This is a genomic window from Periweissella ghanensis (assembly GCF_918814755.1).
Classification (GTDB): Bacteria; Bacillota; Bacilli; order Lactobacillales; family Lactobacillaceae; genus Periweissella; species Periweissella ghanensis.
This window is the reverse complement of the sequence record NZ_CAKKNT010000002.1, coordinates 51246-70032: the sequence shown is the minus strand read 5'-3', so window position 1 is coordinate 70032 and position 18787 is coordinate 51246. Positions and strand designations below refer to the sequence as shown.

Genomic DNA, 18787 nt, shown 5'->3' with positions numbered 1-18787 from the left:
TAGGTTGTATGATTTAGTAAAAAGTGCTATCATACTAAATTGTTAGTGCATAAATAAAAGGCACTTTCCTTACTACTCTTTAAAGAGTAGTCATAGACCATAAGGAGGAGAACAGTTCAAATGACTTACGAATTAACTTACATCATTCGTCCTGACTTGGATAGTGAAGCAAAAACTGCTTTGGTAGAACGCTTTGACAAGATCTTGACAGACAACGGTGCAGCTATTGCTGATTCAAAGGACTGGTCAACTCGTCGTTTTGCATACGAAATCTCACGTTTCCGTGAAGGAACTTACCACATTGTGAACTTCGATGCTAACGATGACGCGGCTATCAACGAATTTGACCGTCTTGCTAAGATCAGCCAAGACATCTTACGTCACATGATCGTTAAGCGTGAAGCTTAATTTTCATTAGCGTTAACTATCATTGCATTAATTTGCAAGCATGAAAGGAGCATTATTCGTTATGATTAATCGAGTTGTCTTAGTTGGTCGTTTAACCCGTGATGTTGAACTTCGTTACACCCAAGGTGGTGCAGCTGTTGGTTCATTTACCATTGCAGTTAATCGCCAATTTACCAATCAACAAGGTGAACGGGAAGCAGATTTTATTAACGCCGTGATTTGGCGGAAATCAGCTGAAAATCTTGCCAACTTTACCCACAAGGGTTCATTGATTGGTATTGAAGGTCGTTTGCAAACACGCAATTACGAAAATCAACAAGGTACCCGTGTTTATGTTACCGAAGTCGTTGTTGATAACTTCTCATTGTTGGAATCACGTTCTGATTCAGAACGTCATGCCGCAAGTAGTAGCAACAATAATAACTTTGGTGGCAATAACTTTAATAGTGCTCCAAATTCAGCTTCATCAAATGAGAACCCTTACGGGAACAGCTTTGCTGGCAACAGCCAACCAAAGCAACCATCAATGAATGACCCATTTGCTTCAAATGGTAATGATATTGATATCTCAGATGATGATTTACCATTCTAAAAAACAGGAGGAACTCAGTCATGGCTCAACAACGTCGTGGCGGTAACCGTCGTCGCCGTAAGGTAGACTTCATCGCCGCAAACCACATTGAATACGTTGATTACAAGGACACTGAATTGTTGGAACGTTTTATCTCAGAACGAGGTAAGATCTTGCCACGTCGTGTTACTGGTACTTCAGCAAAGAACCAACGTAAGCTTACAACCGCTATTAAGCGCGCTCGTATCATGGGCTTACTTCCATTCGTTGCCGAAGACTAATATCAATTACGTCTTTATTAAAAACGTGCCCGCATTCGTGCGAGCGCGTTTTTTTGTGTCTGTAAGGACGAATGTTAGTGCTATTGAGCGGAAATGTTAAAAATATGGTAAAATGAACGTTATCAAATTAAGATTACGAGGTAATGAATCGTGAACCGATTCTTTAATGTAAATAAATTACCAGAGTTTCTACAAAATGGACGAATTCGAATCCTCTTCACAATTGTCTCAGGTTTGGCGATCATTGGCTTGGTCGCTGCATTTTGGGCAAATATAATATTTGGTTTTATTTTCTTCTTTTTGGAGATTGGGGGCTTAATTTATGTAATTGAGATTTTAAAACGAATTGGAGCGGACTCGACCCAATATATTTCTGATTTGTCGTTTCGAATTGAACGAGGTGAACAAGAAGCCTTAATTGCGATGCCATTAGGGATTTTACTGTTTAATGCTAAACATGAAATTAGTTGGATTAATCCATATTTGCAACAATACTTTGGTGAAGAAAGTGTTATTGGCACGAAACTTGAAGATGCTAGTCCAGAATTAACTGAATTACTAGTTGGGCATGCTGAAGAAAATGGACCCACCAAAATTTTTTGGAAGGATCGCAGTTTTTCGGTATCGATTCAAGCAAATTTACGGGTTATCTATTTAATGGATATTACCGATTATACGGATATTGAGCAACGCTATTTAGATGAACAACTCGTTTTTGGGATGGTTTCACTTGATAACTATGAAGAAATTTCTGAACGCTTAAATGATTCCGAAGCTTCCGCCTTGCGATCATATGTGACCCGCGAATTAACCCAATGGACGGAACATCACGGCATGTATATGCGCCGATTAAACACGACCCACTTCTTTGTTTTGGGGCATGCCGCGAGCTTATTAAGTGCAGAAAATGATAAATTTTCAATTTTAGATACGGTTCGCGAAACAACTTCTAAGCAAAATTTACCAGTGACCTTGAGTATGGGTTTTGCATACGCAGAAAAAGATTTAACTAAGTTGGCCCAACAAGCGCAAGCCAATCTTGATTTGGCATTGGGCCGGGGTGGTGACCAAGTAGTGGTTAAAGCAACTGATGAAGAAGCCCGTTTCTATGGTGGTAAAACCAATCCAATGGAAAAGCGGACACGCGTGCGGGCCCGGATGATTTCACAAGCGTTGACGGACTTAATTAGTCAAGCTGATCATATCTATATTATGGGGCATAATAACCCTGATATGGACGCAATTGGTTCCGCCCTTGGCTTACGACGGATTGCCCAAATGAACGATAAACCAGCATCAATTGTGGTTGATAGTAAGAATGTTCACAGTGATATTCAAATGTTATTAGCCGAAGTTAACAAGGTTGAAGTTGAGAAAAATGCTTTTGTGACGTATGAAGATGCCTTGATTAATTCTACCGATGATAGTTTATTAATTATGGTTGATCACTCCAAGCCATCAATTTCAATGGAACCACAGTTGTATAACAAACTCCAGTCGCGCGTGGTAATTATTGACCACCACCGACGTAGTGAGGAATTTCCAGCTAATCCGTTGTTAGTTTACATTGAACCATATGCGTCATCAACAGCGGAATTGATTACGGAATTATTTGAATATCAAGACCATGAACAAGATCCGATTAACCGGATTGAAGCGACTGCACTTTTGGCTGGGATTCAAATTGATACTAAATCATTCACGTTACGGGCTGGGACACGGACGTTTGATGCGGCGAGTTACTTACGTTCAGCCGGGGCCGATGCGGGCTTAATTCAACAATTTATGAAAGAAAATGTTGATAGCTACATGGCACGCAATCATTTAATTGAATCGGTTAAAATCGTTGGTAATGCCGCCATTGCGATGGGTGAAAATGATGTGGTTTACGATAATGTTGTCGCTGCCCAAGCTGCGGATTCATTATTGCAAGTCTTAGGCATTGAGCAATCATATGTCATCACACTGCGCAATGATGGTAAAGTCGGCGTATCGGCACGCTCAACGGGCCAAATTAGTGTCCAAATGATTATGGAACAAATGGGTGGCGGTGGTCACCTATCAAATGCGGCGACCCAAGTTGCTGATAGCACGGTTGGGCAAGTCGGTGTGCAGTTGTTAGAATTATTAGCAGCACAAGAAAGTTAAAAGGGGTAAAGAAAGATGAAAGTTATTTTTTTAGAAGACGTTAAAGGTCGTGGGAAAAAGGGTGAAGTTAAGGAAATTCCAGATGGATTTGCAAACTTCTTGATTAAAGGTAAGAAAGCTGCCGTGGCGAACAATTCAGCTATGAGTGCCGTTAAAGGTCAAAAGAAAGCCCAAGATCGGGAAGCAGCCGAAGAGTTGGAAGCAGCTAAAAATTTAAAGACAAAGCTTGAAGATGACAAAACCGTAGTCGAAATTCATGCTAAAGCTGGGGCTGATGGCCGCTTGTTTGGGGCCGTATCATCAAAACAAGTTGTTGAAGCGATGCAACAACAATTTGGTCTTAAAATCGACAAACGTAAGCTTGATATGAAGCAACCAATTCGTTCAATGGGCTACACAAATGTATCATTGAAGTTACACCATGAAGTGGATGCCAATGTGCGTGTTCACGTGGTTGAATAATTTTTTACTAAAAGAACATTGCTGTCTTTGGTTAGACAGTAATGTTCTTTTTTTGGTGATATAGTTATATAATAGATTGGACTTATTTGAAAAGGAGAGGGTAGCATGAATAACGATGAAATGCGAATGCCACCACAAAGCGTTGAGGCCGAACAGTCGGTTTTAGGGGCGATTTTTCTAAACGCTACCCAAAAAGATGCTTTAGCGGAAGCGGATCAATATTTGACGCCGCAAGATTTTTATCGCCAAGCACACACACTTATTTATAAAGCAATGAAGGAACTCGATGAGGCTGATTTGCCGATCGATATCATTACGCTACAAAATAAGCTCAATAGTGAAGGAACTTTAGAAAACGTTGGTGGGGTCGCCTATTTAGCTGAATTAGCCGGGGCAGTACCAACAGCGGCGAATATTAGTTATTACGCGCAAATTGTAAAAGAAAAAGCGGCGTTACGACGAGCGATTAATATTATGACGGACGGGATTGCCAAAGCGTTCTCAGAAGAAGAAGCGTCTGAAGATTTATTAGCAAACTTAGAAGCACGCTTAGAAGCAGTTGCCGAAAATCAAGTGAATGCCGATTTCTTGAATATTCAAGATGTTTTAAATGATGCCTTGCAAGAAATTGAACGCAATTCACAAAATCAAGATATTGTAACCGGTTTATCATCTGGATTCCACGAATTAGATGCATTGACAACCGGTTTTCACGGTGGTGAATTAATCATCATCGCGGCCCGGCCAGCCGTCGGGAAAACCGCCTTTGTGCTCAATATTGCCCAACACGTGGCCGTCCACAGTGATGAAGTTGTCGCGATGTTTGAACTTGAAATGAGTGCCAATGGGCTGGTGCAACGGTTATTAGCCGCTGAGGGCAGTGTTAATTCCAACCATATGCGGACGGGTAATATGGATAAACAAGAATGGCAAAGCTTGATGATGGCGATGGAAAGTTTATCACGCACGAAGCTCTTTATTGATGACACTCCAGGGATTAAAATTTCCGAAATTCGGGCTAAGTTACGACGACTTGAAAAGGAACAAGGTAAAGTTGGCTTAGTGATTATTGATTACTTGCAATTGATTGAATCAAATAATCACGAAAACCGGCAACAAGAAGTTTCTGACATTTCACGGTCATTAAAAAAATTAGCCAAAGAATTGGATGCGCCAGTAATTGCTCTATCACAACTTTCACGGGGCGTTGAACAGCGGCAAGACAAACGGCCAATGTTATCAGATATTCGTGAATCTGGATCAATTGAACAAGATGCGGATATCGTGGCCTTTCTATATCGGGATGATTATTACGATCGAGAAGGTAGTAATGACGATGATGATTCACCAATTGATCCACGTGATGAAGGTGAAAATGATGCTGGTCCGGTTGAAGTTATTATCGAAAAAAACCGTTCTGGTGCGCGAGGAACGGCAAAATTATTATTTATCAAGTCCTATAATAAGTTTAGTTCACTGAGCTATGTTGATGAAAATCAGTATCGGTAAACTTACATAAAATCGATTCTTCGGAGTCGATTTTTTACGTTTTAAATTATAAATAATAGTCAGATAAGTAGTAGTTTAGACATTAGAATTTGGTGTAAAATTAAAAAACGAATAATACACAAACGTGCAAAATATGTAAATAAAGTTCATGTAAGCGGATTAGTTTATCCACACCTGTGGATAACTTGTGAACAACTAATTGATAAATGCACAGAAGCCTTGCTAGCATGGGGAAATTCGGTGTTTAACTCTGGTGTGGATAACCATAAAAAAATTAATTGGCATATGCAATAACTTGAATCATAGTCAATTTTGGTTTGTAAATATTTGTTCGAGAATCGTGTGTATAAAAAAGATGATAGTTACTTAATAAATCGGAACGGCAATCGCTATTTGGCTAAATAAATTAAGTTAAATACGAACTTTTTATTTAATAAAAGGTGATTTTAGCTTATTTTAACGTTAAAACCGAATTAAAAAATAAATTGCGGGCTGGGCGCTAAAAAGACGAACGCGTAAAGCTCTGTAAATATCAGGTAAATGTGGATAAAGTTTCGTAACTTTGGGGAAAAAATGTGTTTTGCTTGTTATGCCAAATAAAAACCCCATTAAAAAGGCATTTTTAGCGTCGTTTAAATCTGTGGATAACTTTGCAAATCTGTGGATAAAATTTTGGTGTTCGTATTAGAATGTTGATAGGAATAGGCTTTATCCCCATGTTGATAAGTTGCGTGTTCGTGTGGATAAAAAATGGAAAAATGAAATGCATGGAGGCATAAAATGAATATTAAAATTATTGGTGTTGGTCGTTTGAAGGAAAAGTATTTAAAGCAAGGGATTGAAGAATATGCCAAGCGTTTAAGTAAATTTGCAAAGTTCGAAGTCGTGGAAGTTCCCGATGAAAAAGCCCCGGAACAATTATCTGAAGCTGAGATGCTGCAGGTTAAAGAACGTGAAGGAGAACGGATTCTTGATAAAATTAAAGATCGCGAATATGTATTTGCGCTAGCAATTTTAGGTAAGGAACGTTCAAGTGAAGAACTCGCGGCGGAAATTGACAAACTTGCAACCTATGGTAATTCTGATATTACCTTTGTCATCGGGGGATCACTGGGTTTATCAGATGAGGTCTTAAAACGCGCTAACACGCAAATTAGTTTTGGTCGCTTTACGTTACCGCACCAATTAATGCGCTTAGTATTGACGGAACAAGTTTACCGAGCATATATGATTAATGCTGGTAGCCCGTACCACAAGTAAAAGATGAAAAAAGAACGCCTTGAGAGTTAAATATGCTCAAGGCGTTTTTTGCTATATAATAAAATTAATGATAGAATAACTTTTAATATAGAAAAGAGGATTATTGATGGCCGTTGTAGATGATTTAAAAAAATATAAAGATTTGTTAGATAGTGGTGTACTAACGCAAGAAGAGTTTGATGTTAAAAAAGCGGAATTGCTAAAACAATCAGATAATAATGTTTTAAACAATTATGTTCAAGATGTAACCGCAAACTCAAATCCAACTGGGGTACGGAGTAATAAGTCAAAAATCGTGGCGGGTTTATTAGGTATTTTCTTAGGCAGTTTAGGAATTCACAATTTTTATTTAGGTAAGACCGCACGTGGACTTACCCAACTTATTTTAACAATTTTTGGTTGGCTGACAGCAATTTTCATTATTGGTTACTTGATTATTGTTATTGTTGATATTTGGGTCTTTATCGAAGGAATTTTAATTTTAATTTCAAATCGTGGTTCAAAGTGGCACCTTGATGGATTTGGTAATGAACTTAATGATTAAGGATATGTTCTCCATTACATTAAGAAATAATCATAAATAAAAAGGAGCTGTGACAGAAGTCGGGCGATATCGAGAAATACTAGCAAAAAAGCCGAGAAAATTCATTTTTCTTGGCTTTTTTGTGTATATTTCGAATATATCGGACTTCTGGAGCGCGTTTTGGCAGCAAATTACCACCAGAAAAGAGTTATGTCACACTCCCGTTTTTTGTTAAGCTAACCAACCAGTAACGACACTATTAAATAATGTTGGCTGTTCAATTTGTAAGCTATGACTGGCTTTATCAAAAATAAAATATGACACCCGGGGTACCAAATGACTTAAGCGATACGCATCTTTGTAGCCCACGACTTGATCTTGGCGGCCGAGTAAAAATAAAATATCTGGATGAACGGAATTAGTCGTTAATGTTGTAAATAGATCGAATGAATAGGCATATGCCGTAGCAAGTTGATCTAAGAAAGCACGATTACCTTGGCGTAAACCAACCATGATTTCATTTTCAAAGCGGTTAAAAGTATTTTCATTAGCTACAGTAATAAAACTCAAAAAGGTTTCGCGCACTTCTGGATCAATGGTCGCCATAAATGGTTCATCAACTTCTTGGTAGGTTAATGCAGTTGGGACATCGCGGGTATCGTGATCAGGTTCAACCATTGGACAAATTAGTAAAGCTTTGATGACTTTAGTTGGTAACTTAGCAGCCAAACCAAGCGCTAAATAGCCGCCAAATGATTCCCCAGCAACGAGAAATGGTTCGGTAATAATGGTAGTGGCAAAGGTGATTAAGGCAGCTAAAATCGCATCACTACTAGCAAATGCTAACGGGGCATTTGAGTGGCCCATTCCAGGTAAATCGACATAAATACGCTGAAATTGCTTGGTAGTCGCTAGGGCTGGTTCCATGCAGCCTTGCATTAAGTGCATATCACAGCCCAAGCCATGGAGCATTAAAAACGGTGTGCCGGTGCCGATGATTTCGTAATTGAGGGTTAAATTAGCAGTTTTAAATTCCATGATTAAGCTCCTTTTTGATAATTAGTATACGTCAGCGGGCGGGTGAAAAGGATAAATTTCGTAATAGAATTTAATTTAAGCTGCCCGATTATTAAATTTTTTTAAACGGATTGATTGAGTTTTATTATTAGAATGATAGAATAGAATAATTAATAAAATTATAGGAGATAGCCAATGGGACAAAAGATAACCAAGCTGCTCGGAATCGGTTTAGTAACAATCGGGGTTTTGAGTTTAAGTGCATGTGGCGCACAAAAACATGCCGATAGTGCTAGCACATCAAGCCAAAGTAGTAGCACTAGTAGTAAAACTAGCAGTACCGCTAGTAGCCAAGCACCTAAAAAAAGTGCAAGTCATCAAGTAAGTAGTAAAAAAAATACGCAACAACCAAAGAGCACAGCAATACCAGGCCTTAATTTGGCTCAAATTCAACAAGGTAACTTTAGTAGCTTACAAGGGCAATGGCAATTAATTGCTACTTCGGTTAATCGCGAAGACGGTAATGGCCAACAAGCTTATCAACGTGAAAATGGTAGTGAGCAGCTTTTTGTAAATCAAAATACAATTTCGGATGGTAGTTTTGTTTTACAAGGCGCAACGATTGCGGCTGATTCAGCGACACAACCAGTAGCCTATAAAGTAGATGGTAAAATGCTCGATGCATCATTTTCAAACCAAGGTGCCGTGAGTGTCAATCATACAATCACATTCATCCCCCGTGGAGTTGATAGTGGCGTCAAAATTGATGGTAAATCAATTGGAACAAGTCAAAATTTAATCCAAGTATGGAGTAGTGGGCCAAGCTTTTCTAGTATTTATGCACAAACAAGCAACAAGCTGCCAGTGAATACGGACACTAAATTAAATATCGAAGCAATCCATTCAAATAATTTCAGTAGTTTAGTGGGAACATGGAAAAATCCAACCGATGGCAAAGAAATTACTGTGACGAATCAAATTACCATTAAACCTACTAGTTCACATTATTCAGGTTTCATGGGTGCAACCACTGATGGGCCAAAAGATTCGGATGGCAATGCTGAAGTCATTACGAATGGCGATATTACAAATGGTTGGCTAGAAGGCGGGATTGGTAATTTTTCAAGTGGTCCCGGGAGTGCTTTTGAACCATTAGCGATTGCGCCGGCGGGCATTAAAATTGCACCAGAAGATAATTCTGATGTCAGCAAAGATCGCTTAATTGTCGGTGGTGGCCAAGGGGGCTATGCAACCTCAGCTTACTATCGTGTTAAGTGAAAACGGTAAAATAACCAGCGAAAGTTTAGTTTCGCTGGTTATTTTTTGTGCTTTAATTCACTATATCTATTTTAAAAATATTTTTACAGTATGAAATTAAATTATTAGTCTGCCTTATATTTGAATTTATACAAGATATATAGGACGTTGAAAACCCTATAAATCAACGTTTATAACTTGTGAAGCGTTTTACAAACTTTGACATAACTAGTGGGATACGGTTTAATAAAGGCATAGCTTGAGCATGTGAAAAAACAAACGAATTAAGATTTTGAGGATAAGTGAATGAATTTTGTCGCGATTGTCGGAACCAATGCGCGTAAATCTTACAACCGTAAGTTACTTTGGTTCATGAAAAAACATTTTAAGGACCAGGTTAATATCGAGATTATTGAAATCGCCGATTTACCATTATTTAACGAAGATGATGAAGCGCCATTGCGCATTGGTGAAATTGCGCGATCAATTCAAGCATCAGATGGAGTTATTATTTCAACCCCTGAATATGATCACTCAATTACTGCCGCCTTAAAGTCATTTATTGAATGGATGAGTTATGGCACGTTGCATCCTTTTACCAACAAACCAGTAATGCTAGTTGGGGCATCATTAGGCCGCCAAGGAACCAATAACGCCCAAGAACATTTACGGCAAATTATGGATGCACCAGGCTTAGATGCCTTAGTGCTACCAGGTAACCAATTTTTAGTTGGGCCCGCCGCCCAAATCATTGATATGACGACGGAAGAATTAACTGATGCGAACACGATTGGCTTTTTGGAAACCATCATGCAACACTTCATCCGGTTTGCAAGCTTATTGCAACCGATGTGTGGTGAAGGGGTTGATCGCACTAAACCCGCGCCAACTAGTGATACCAATGTCGCCACTGTTAACTTAGGGTATGCTTCATTAGATAGTGTCATGCCAGGTTCACCACTTGATGAAGATACCATCCCCACGATTATTCAACCCGCTGCCAATGCGGCAATTATTGAAAAAGGTGATGGTTGGTGGGTTGAAAAGACGATGTTGACAGATAAGGTGGCCGCGCCGGTTGTTGGTACGATTACACCAGCCACTGCCGCCCCAGTCGAAGCCGATGCCACAACCGGTGCATCAATGTTTTGATTAAAATTGAAAAAACCTGGCATGCAATGGGAACTACTAATCAATTAACTTTGTTTGGGACCCAGCAAGTTAATGAACTTGATGCCACAATTGCATTGGTTAATCATTATGAAGATTTATTAACGGTTAATCGCGCCCAATCAGCGGTCATGTCAGTTAATCAGGCGGCAGGGGATCATCCAGTGGCCGTGCCACCAATTGTGTATCAATTAATTAAACGAGCGGTTTATGAAAGTCAGCAACATTTTGGCTTTAATGCCGCGATTGGGCCCTTAGTAAATTTATGGCATATTGGCTTTGCCGACGCCCAAGTACCAAGTGATGCCGCAATTACGCAAGCTCGGCAAAAAATTGTTAGTGATGGCATTATTTTAGACGATGATGCCCTAACCGTTTACTTGCCAGTAGCGGGGATGGCCCTAGATTTAGGGGCCATTGCGAAAGGCTACATTGCTGATCGGGTCAAAGATTATTGGCAAGCCCAAGGCCAAATGGCGGGCATCATTAATTTTGGTGGCAACATTGTATTACTAAATGCGGCCCCCCACAACGATGATGGTCGCTGGACAATTGGCGTGCGCGATCCGCTTGTCCGTCACGGTGAAGCCATTGCATTACTTACCACGCCGGCAATGTCGATTGTGACGAGCGGCGTGGCTGAACGGCATCTAGTGGCAAATGGCCAAACGTATCACCACATCATTGATCCGGAAACCGGTTATCCGCATGATAACGAACTTGCAAGTGTGACCGTTTTATCACCAAAATCAATTGATGGTGAAGTTGAAACGACGCGGTTATTTTTCAATGATGGGCCCATCGAAGCTGATGACTATCCCTTTGGAGCGATATTTATTTATCGCGACCGCTCGATTCGCTTAGTAAACATTAATCCAGCTGATTTTAAAATCATTCAGCCCACATTTTATATTAAGGAAGCATAGATTATGGTAGATCAAATTGAAGTAGAAAATGAAAAAACGTTTGTTGATAATCAAGGAATAATCAACTTACCCACAGGGCACTTGGCATTAACCGGTTTACGCCAAATTTTAAATAGTTTACCATTTGAAATTACGTTTGCCGATGCTGATGACCGCTTGGCGTATTATTCTGATAATGAACACCGCATCGAACGGTATGCAACTTCAGAATTAGGGGCATCGTTTGTCAGTTTATTTCCAAAGACTGACCAAGTAGCGGTAAGTAGTATGTTAGCTGATTTGCATCAAGGAGCTGCGGATCATTTTGAACAATGGTTCCCTAAAAATAATCAGACCATCTACAATAATTTTTACGCCGTGCGCGATATTGATGGGACTTTCTTAGGAACATTACGGTTTACCGGTGATATTAGCCGGATTCAAGGTTTCCGGGGTGTTAAAACCGTCTTTAACGCGGGTAAAGCTGACAAATAATTATTAAAAATTAACATTCCATAAGCTATTATATAATCAAGGTTTAAAATATGTTATACTTTGTGAAAAAATTAATTAGTAGAGGTAGTGATTTATGTTACTTAATGACTTAGATTATTTTGTGGCGCTGGCCGAGGAGGGTACTTTTACCGGCGCATCACGCAAAAAATTTGTATCACAACCTTCAATTACGAATGCTTTGCAACGCTTAGAAAAAGAATTAGGCGAACAATTAATTATTCGACAACGCGGTACGCGGTCAATTAAGTTAACGACGGCGGGTACCACATTATTTCAGCATAGTAAAAATATTTTACGAGAAACCGAGATTATTAAAAGCGATATTACCAATCAACATAAAGTCGGTATCGGCGTGCCACCAATTATTGGGGCGACCATCTTTCCAAAAATCATGCGGCAATTAAATGCCCAAGAAATTGACGCCTTTCATATGGTAGAAAGTGGTTCAAGTAATATGTATGAGCTACTTGATAATGATAAGGTTGATATGGTATTTGTCGGTAGCTTAACGCCCGAACATGATCAAAATTATGATAGTCACTATATAACTAAGAGCCAATATGTCGTTGTTTTACCACCTGAGCATCGATTAGCAGACCAGCCAAGGTTAACTTTTGCTGATTTACGTGGTGAACGCTTTATCTCAGTCGGTGAAGGCTTTATGCAACATCGGGTTTTGGTGGAACAATTAATCGCACATAATATGATTGATGAATTACGCAGCACATATATTACCAACGAAATTATGACCGAACAAGGCTTAATTGCTGCTGGCAATGGCATTGGGATTATGGTTGAATTAGCGGTCCGCGAGCGTAGTGATCTAGTAACGGTGCCCCTTGATGAACCACTTGATTTCTATATTTATTTAATCCAAAAGCGAGATCACCAGTTATCCGCTTTTGCAAATTGTCTAAAACAAAAAATGATTGAAGTTATTAATGAAATTAACTTCGACGATAAATAAGGAGAATAAGTTATGACCCAAGAATTTCGAATTGAAGCAGATGCAATTGGTGAAGTAAAAGTTCCGGTTGAAGCCGCTTGGATGGCCCAAACTCAACGTTCACTTGAAAACTTTCCAACTGGCGCGCGGATGCCACTAGCAATTATTCGCGCATTACTCAATATCAAACGCGCGGCTGCTTTAGCTAACAAAGCCAATGGTTCATTAGATGCGGCCCGCGCCGATGCGATTATTACAACGATTGAAGCGTTACTTAAATTAGATGATGTTGAATTGCGTAAGGACTTCCCATTGTCAGTTTACCAAACTGGTTCTGGGACCCAAACTAACATGAACACGAATGAAGTTGTGGCCCACTTGGCTAGCCAAACCGGGATTGAAGTATTACCAAATGACCACGTTAATATGGGACAATCATCAAATGATATTTTCCCAACAGCGATGCACATTGTAGCAGTCGCGGCAGTTGCCGATGTTGAAGCAGCTTTAGCCCATTTGATTGCTGAATTACGCCTCAAACAAGACGCTTTCTGGGATGTGATTAAAGTTGGGCGGACGCACTTACAAGATGCAACGCCATTGACATTTGGCCAAGAATTATCGGGGTACATTTCAGCCTTGAAGCACAACCAAGCTAACTTAGAAATTTTACGGCCGCAATTGTACGAATTAGCCATGGGTGGGACCGCAGTCGGTACGGGGTTAAATGCCAATACTGAATTAGGGGCTGCGATTGCCGCCACCGTTTCAGAAGTCTATGGCTTCCCATTTACTGGCGAAAGCAACAAATTCTACGGCCTTGCTAACCACACAGCAGTTAACACAGTTCACGGTGCCTTTAAAGCCTTAGCTGCTGATTTAATGAAGATTGGGAATGATATTCGTTTCTTAGCTTCTGGTCCACGGGGTGGGTATGGTGAATTAAAAATTCCAGCTAACGAACCTGGGTCATCAATCATGCCTGGTAAAGTTAACCCAACGCAAGTGGAAGCCTTAACGATGGCCGCTGTCCGGGTGTTTGGTAATGACACAACGATTACGATGGCCTCAAGCCAAGGTAACTTTGAATTAAACGTCTTCAAACCAGTGATGATTGATGCATTCTTAGAATCAGCTGAATTATTGGCTGGTACAATGACGGGCTTTGCTGATCGCATGATTCACGGGCTTGAAGTTAACCCAACCCGGATGCGTGAATTATTAGATAACTCATTGATGACCGTGACCGCATTATCACCCCACATTGGGTACCATGCTGCCGCTGAAATTGCCCAAGCCGCTGATAAAAATGGCACAACTTTAAAAGTTGCGGCATTAGCATCTGGCGCCTTAACTGAAGCACAATATGATGAATGGATGGACTTCATGGCGATGACGAACCTTGAACGTTCACACAAGGAGTAAAAAAATGGCTAAATTTATTTTTCCCAAAGCCGATATCGCTGATTTAAAAGATGCCTATGACTTTGTGGTGATTGGCTCTGGAGCTGCGGGGATGACGGCCGCAATTCAAGCCCAAGAACTTGGTTTGGATGTCGCAATTCTTGAAAAATTAGAAGTCTTAGGTGGTAATTCAAACCGGGCTTCTTCTGGGATGAATGCGGTTGAAACTTTTGTCCAATTAAATAATAAAATTGTCGATTCCCAAGCTTCATTTTATGAAGACACTTTAAAAGGTGGTGGCGGGACCAACGATAAAGACCTTTTAGAATATTTTGTCACGCATACGGAATCAGCTATTGATTGGTTATACAACCACAACATTAACCTCACGGATATTACCGCTACTGGGGGCATGAGCCAAAAACGGGCCCACCGTCCCGGTGATAAATCAGCCGTGGGTGGGTATTTAGTTAAAGGGTTACAAAAGCAATTAGCCTTCAAACAAATTCCGTTATTTGATGGTACTGAAGTAACGCGGTTAGAAAAAACGGGTAATCAAATTACTGGTTTAACAATTAAAAACGCCAAGCTTGGTGAAAAAACAATTCAAGCCAAGGCGGTCTTAATTGCTTCGGGTGGATTTGCGCAAAACCGTGAAATGTTAGCCGAATATGCCCCTGAATTACTTGATTTAAAGACAACTAACCACCCTGGTGCCACTGGGGATGGGATGAAATTGGTAACGGAAGTTGGTGGGACGTTAGTGGATATGAATAAGATTCAAATTCACCCAACCGCTCAACAAGATACTGATCACGTTTATTTAATCGGTGAAGGGGTACGTGGTGAAGGGGCGATTTTAGTTAACCGGGCTGGCCAACGTTTCGTTAATGAAATGACCACCCGTGATAAAGCGACCGCTGCGATTAATGATTTACACGAAGATGGGGCAACGTTAATTTTAGATCAAGGAATTCGCGAAGCCTTTACGGCAATTGATTTCTATCATGCCATTGGTTTGGTAATGGAAGGCGCGACTTTGGCTGAGTTGGCTGACAAAGCCCACTTAGACGCTGATAACTTGGAAGCAACCGTGGCGCAATGGAATACTTTCCAAGCGGCCGGTGCCGATACCGAATTTGGCCGTAGCACCGCCATGGAACGCGGAATTTTAAAGGCCCCTTACTATGCTATTCACATTAAACCAGCCATTCACTACACAATGGGTGGGGTCAAAATTAATCCGTTAACCGAAGTTGTAACAGCCAACGGAGATGCCATTAGCGGTTTGTATGCCGCTGGTGAAGTAACCGGTGGTTTACACGGTAACAACCGGATTGGTGGGAACTCAATTGCCGAAACAGTGGTCTTTGGTCGCCAAGCAGGGAAACAAGCAGCAAAATTTGTTCTAGGTTTGTAAGTAAAAATACTTAATTAGAGGAAAATTGGGATGAGTTCATTAGAAAAAATTGACTATCGTAAATTCATTGCGCCAGTCATTGTTGGTTTGATTATTTGGTTTGCCGCGCCCTTTCGCCCATATACATTGAGTATCGTGGCATGGCATATGTTTGCAATTTTTGTCGCCACCATTATTGGTTTGGTTACGAAGCCCTTACCATTAGGTGGGATTGCGTTACTCGGTTTTGTCGCCACGGTGTTAACTGGTACGGTACCAGTTGAAAAGGCGATTGTTGGCTTTGGGAACAGTTCAATCTGGTTGATTGTGATGGCCTTTTTCATCTCACGCGGGTTTATTAAAACTGGTTTAGGTCGCCGGATTGCGTTAATCTTTGTGCGGGCCTTTGGGAAGAAAACATTAGGTTTATCATACGCATTATCAGCGGTTGATTTGATTGTCGCCCCAGGAACACCTTCAAATACCGCACGGGCTGGTGGGGTGATGTATCCGATCATCAAGTCATTAGCGCAAACTTTCAAATCAGATCCAGCTGATGGAACTGAACGCAAGATTGGTTCATTTTTAATTTTTACTGAATTTCATGCCAATATGATTACGGCAGCGATGTTCTTAACTGCCATGGCTGGGAATCCAATTGTCCAAGCCTTTGCGGGTAAGCAAGGGGTTACCATTACGTGGATGAACTGGTTCTTAGCCGCGTTGGTTCCCGGAATTATTTCATTGATTGTGATTCCCTTTGTGATTTACAAACTTTATCCACCAGAACAAAAAGCAACGCCAGATGCTAAAAATTGGGCCACCGGTGAATTAGCCGCAATGGGTAAGATTACTAAGGCCGAAACGATGATGATCATTGGTTTCGTAGCCGCATTGGTTCTTTGGATTACTGGTGCGATGACTGGGATTGATGCGACAACAACTGGGTTTATTGTGATTGCGTTCTTATTAGTTGCCGGGGTGCTTTCATGGAATGATATCTTAAAAGAAACTGGTGCTTGGAACACTTTATTCTGGTTCTCAGTTTTAGTTATGATGGCCGGTGAACTCAATGTTTTAGGCTTTATTCCATGGTTATCACACATTATTGGTAGTAGTTTACATGGTTTAAATTGGTTTGTGGTGTTAATTATTTTAGTTGTTGCCTACTTTTACAGCCACTACTTCTTTGCTTCAGCAACAGCCCACATTTCAGCGATGTATGCCGCTTTCTTAGCGGTTGCCTTAGCTGCCCATGTCCCAGCAATGTTAGCCGCTTTAATGCTTGGATTCTTCGGTAACTTGCTTGCTTCAACAACTCACTATTCATCAGGACCTGCACCAATTTTATTTGGTTCAGGCTACGTTAAACAAGGTGATTGGTGGCGCTTGAACTTTATTTTAGGAATTCTTTACATCATCATTTGGGTCGGGATTGGCTCACTTTGGATGAAATTGATTGGCCTTTGGTAATAAAAAGGGTGTAATCAAAGGTGTTTAAATACGGTATAAAAACAAAAAAGCTACCTGAATTTTTAAATTCAGGTAGCTTTTTTATTTTCAAATAATAGTTACTTTTTATTAAATGGGTTCATTAAAGAATTTTTGTAGTTTTTTGAAGAGCGGGAAGGTAAATAAGATCCAAGCTAAACTCAATGAGTAACCAGCTAAAATATCACTTGGGTAGTGCACACCAAGGTAAACTCGTGATAAACCAATCACGGCAATTAAAGCAATTAAAACAACTTGGACGGTAAAACGAACAGCTTGATTTTTGATGATGTAAAAAACGATGATTGCCAAGATACCATAGAAAATCATACTACTAGTTGCGTGACCACTAGGGAAACTAAAGCCTTTGTGGTGAATCTTTGGCCGAGGGCGTTGGAAGTAATTTTTCAAAATATCAACGGCACCTAAGCTTAAAAGCATTGAGCTCACAAAAACCCAAATCGCTTCGGCATAACGTTTGATAATAACTAAGATGATGGCAGCAATGATGACAAGCCAGTTATAAAGGTGACCGTTACCAATTTTATCGAGATGTTTTAAAAAGTGCTTGCCAAATGGATAAGCCCCACGGACATGGTGCATGATGGCTAAATCAAAATTTGTTAATGCTTGTGGGATACTAAGAAAAAGGATTACCAGTACGATAAAAATTGCTAAAAAAATGGCCCCGAGGGTTGTAGTTTTTGTCGTTGACATATTAATCTCCTAATAAAAAATAATGATTTAAACTAAGCATAACAGCTTTTTGATGGCAGTTAAATTTAAGTTATGTAAAATAGTAAAAGGAATTCGATAAATATATTGGGTAAATACTAATTAATTAAGCATAGGATACAATAATATAGAATAGCACCAAAAACTTGACAAATTTTAACAAAATCATTATAGTATAAATGGTAATTATTACTATTTAGAAAAGAGCGAGTATATGCGTAAAAATATCATCTTAGAAAATACCGAAACGAATGAGCGAATTTACTTAACGAGTAAAAATGTTCGTAACACCCCTGATCGATTATCATTGATGAAATATTCACCCAAATTACAACGTAAAGCATTATTTATTGAAGTTAAGTAAGGAGTATTATGGCAAAAAAATCAAAAATTGCAAAGGCAGCTAAACAAGCAGCCTTAGTTGAGCAATATGCTGCTAAACGGGCGGAATTAAAAGCCGCCGGGGATTATATTGGGTTATCAAAATTACCCCGTAATTCAAGCGCGGTACGCCTTCATAACCGTGATCAGTTAGATGGCCGTCCGCATGGTTATATGCGTAAATTCGGCATGTCACGGCTTAATTTCCGCCAATTAGCCCATAAGGGTCAGATTCCTGGCGTGCAAAAAGCTAGTTGGTAGGCTGAGATTACTAAATTTTAAATTACCCTGAAATCGATTAAATTTATTTTGGTACAGAATAAATTTAACGGTAACACGGTACAATGAAGCGGTAGTTATCAATCGGGATAATTACCGTTTTTTTGTATAAAAATTTAAGAGGA

20 protein-coding genes are annotated in these 18787 nt (G+C 39.9%); 18 read left to right on the top strand and 2 right to left on the bottom strand.

Going from position 1 to position 18787, the window contains the following annotated elements:
- Positions 1 to 120 precede the first annotated feature (120 nt).
- The 8 genes from rpsF (at position 121) to LQZ76_RS01295 (ending at position 7183) form a co-directional block, all read left to right on the top strand.
- Positions 121 to 408, top strand: coding sequence for a 30S ribosomal protein S6 (gene rpsF / locus LQZ76_RS01330; RefSeq protein ID WP_168721841.1), 288 nt, complete (start codon positions 121 to 123; stop codon positions 406 to 408).
- 61 nt (positions 409 to 469) lie between these two features.
- Positions 470 to 1000, top strand: coding sequence for a single-stranded DNA-binding protein (ssb, locus tag LQZ76_RS01325; protein WP_230097973.1), 531 nt, complete (start codon positions 470 to 472; stop codon positions 998 to 1000).
- 20 nt (positions 1001 to 1020) lie between these two features.
- The gene (rpsR, locus tag LQZ76_RS01320) at positions 1021 to 1260 is read left to right on the top strand and encodes a 30S ribosomal protein S18 (RefSeq protein ID WP_168721843.1); all 240 of its coding nucleotides are present in this window, start codon (positions 1021 to 1023) and stop codon (positions 1258 to 1260) included.
- A 150-nt stretch (positions 1261 to 1410) separates the two neighbouring features.
- On the top strand, positions 1411 to 3408 hold the full coding sequence (locus tag LQZ76_RS01315; protein ID WP_230097972.1) for a DHH family phosphoesterase: 1998 nt from the start codon (positions 1411 to 1413) through the stop codon (positions 3406 to 3408).
- A 15-nt stretch (positions 3409 to 3423) separates the two neighbouring features.
- Positions 3424 to 3870 (top strand): 50S ribosomal protein L9, encoded by a 447-nt coding sequence (rplI, locus tag LQZ76_RS01310; RefSeq protein ID WP_230097971.1) that lies wholly within the window; start codon positions 3424 to 3426, stop codon positions 3868 to 3870.
- A 105-nt stretch (positions 3871 to 3975) separates the two neighbouring features.
- A complete protein-coding gene (gene dnaB, locus LQZ76_RS01305) occupies positions 3976 to 5379 on the top strand; it encodes a replicative DNA helicase (RefSeq protein WP_230097970.1) in 1404 nt (467 codons plus the stop codon).
- 780 nt (positions 5380 to 6159) lie between these two features.
- On the top strand, positions 6160 to 6639 hold the full coding sequence (gene rlmH, locus LQZ76_RS01300; RefSeq protein WP_230097969.1) for a 23S rRNA (pseudouridine(1915)-N(3))-methyltransferase RlmH: 480 nt from the start codon (positions 6160 to 6162) through the stop codon (positions 6637 to 6639).
- A 106-nt stretch (positions 6640 to 6745) separates the two neighbouring features.
- A complete protein-coding gene (locus tag LQZ76_RS01295) occupies positions 6746 to 7183 on the top strand; it encodes an NINE protein (RefSeq protein ID WP_230097968.1) in 438 nt (145 codons plus the stop codon).
- Between the two features lie 210 nt (positions 7184 to 7393).
- Here the strand turns inward: LQZ76_RS01295 and LQZ76_RS01290 are convergent, their stop codons facing one another.
- Positions 7394 to 8200 (bottom strand): alpha/beta fold hydrolase, encoded by an 807-nt coding sequence (locus LQZ76_RS01290; RefSeq protein ID WP_230097967.1) that lies wholly within the window; start codon positions 8198 to 8200, stop codon positions 7394 to 7396.
- A 174-nt stretch (positions 8201 to 8374) separates the two neighbouring features.
- On the opposite strand from LQZ76_RS01290, the gene LQZ76_RS01285 reads away from it, so the two are divergent.
- The 8 genes from LQZ76_RS01285 to LQZ76_RS01250 all read left to right on the top strand — a co-directional run bounded on the left by LQZ76_RS01285 (position 8375) and on the right by LQZ76_RS01250 (position 17249).
- Positions 8375 to 9457 carry a DUF6287 domain-containing protein gene (locus LQZ76_RS01285; RefSeq protein ID WP_230097966.1) on the top strand — a complete coding sequence of 361 codons (1083 nt, stop codon included), beginning with the start codon at positions 8375 to 8377 and terminating at the stop codon, positions 9455 to 9457.
- Positions 9458 to 9742: 285 nt separating this feature from the next.
- The gene (locus LQZ76_RS01280) at positions 9743 to 10588 is read left to right on the top strand and encodes an NADPH-dependent FMN reductase (protein ID WP_230097965.1); all 846 of its coding nucleotides are present in this window, start codon (positions 9743 to 9745) and stop codon (positions 10586 to 10588) included.
- Positions 10585 to 11532: an FAD:protein FMN transferase gene (locus tag LQZ76_RS01275; protein WP_230097964.1), complete on the top strand. Its 948-nt coding sequence runs from the start codon at positions 10585 to 10587 to the stop codon at positions 11530 to 11532. The genes LQZ76_RS01280 and LQZ76_RS01275 overlap by 4 nt, the downstream gene beginning before the upstream one ends.
- A gap of 3 nt (positions 11533 to 11535) precedes the next feature.
- Positions 11536 to 12006: a PAS domain-containing protein gene (locus LQZ76_RS01270; protein ID WP_230097963.1), complete on the top strand. Its 471-nt coding sequence runs from the start codon at positions 11536 to 11538 to the stop codon at positions 12004 to 12006.
- Between the two features lie 94 nt (positions 12007 to 12100).
- Positions 12101 to 12994, top strand: a complete 894-nt coding sequence (locus tag LQZ76_RS01265; protein WP_230097962.1) for a LysR family transcriptional regulator — start codon at positions 12101 to 12103, stop codon at positions 12992 to 12994.
- Positions 12995 to 13006: 12 nt separating this feature from the next.
- On the top strand, positions 13007 to 14398 hold the full coding sequence (locus LQZ76_RS01260) for a class II fumarate hydratase (RefSeq protein WP_230097961.1): 1392 nt from the start codon (positions 13007 to 13009) through the stop codon (positions 14396 to 14398).
- A gap of 4 nt (positions 14399 to 14402) precedes the next feature.
- A complete protein-coding gene (locus LQZ76_RS01255) occupies positions 14403 to 15797 on the top strand; it encodes a flavocytochrome c (protein ID WP_230097960.1) in 1395 nt (464 codons plus the stop codon).
- Between the two features lie 30 nt (positions 15798 to 15827).
- Positions 15828 to 17249 carry an anion permease gene (locus LQZ76_RS01250; protein WP_230097959.1) on the top strand — a complete coding sequence of 474 codons (1422 nt, stop codon included), beginning with the start codon at positions 15828 to 15830 and terminating at the stop codon, positions 17247 to 17249.
- Between the two features lie 108 nt (positions 17250 to 17357).
- Here the strand turns inward: LQZ76_RS01250 and LQZ76_RS01245 are convergent, their stop codons facing one another.
- Complete coding sequence (locus LQZ76_RS01245) at positions 17358 to 17984, bottom strand: phosphatase PAP2 family protein (protein ID WP_230097958.1); 627 nt, start codon at positions 17982 to 17984, stop codon at positions 17358 to 17360.
- Positions 17985 to 18216: 232 nt separating this feature from the next.
- On the opposite strand from LQZ76_RS01245, the gene rpmG reads away from it, so the two are divergent.
- Together rpmG and rpsN are read left to right on the top strand one after the other, a co-directional pair.
- On the top strand, positions 18217 to 18366 hold the full coding sequence (gene rpmG, locus LQZ76_RS01240; RefSeq protein WP_230097957.1) for a 50S ribosomal protein L33: 150 nt from the start codon (positions 18217 to 18219) through the stop codon (positions 18364 to 18366).
- Between the two features lie 8 nt (positions 18367 to 18374).
- Complete coding sequence (gene rpsN / locus LQZ76_RS01235) at positions 18375 to 18644, top strand: 30S ribosomal protein S14 (RefSeq protein ID WP_168721864.1); 270 nt, start codon at positions 18375 to 18377, stop codon at positions 18642 to 18644.
- The last annotated feature ends 143 nt before the right edge of the window (positions 18645 to 18787 follow it).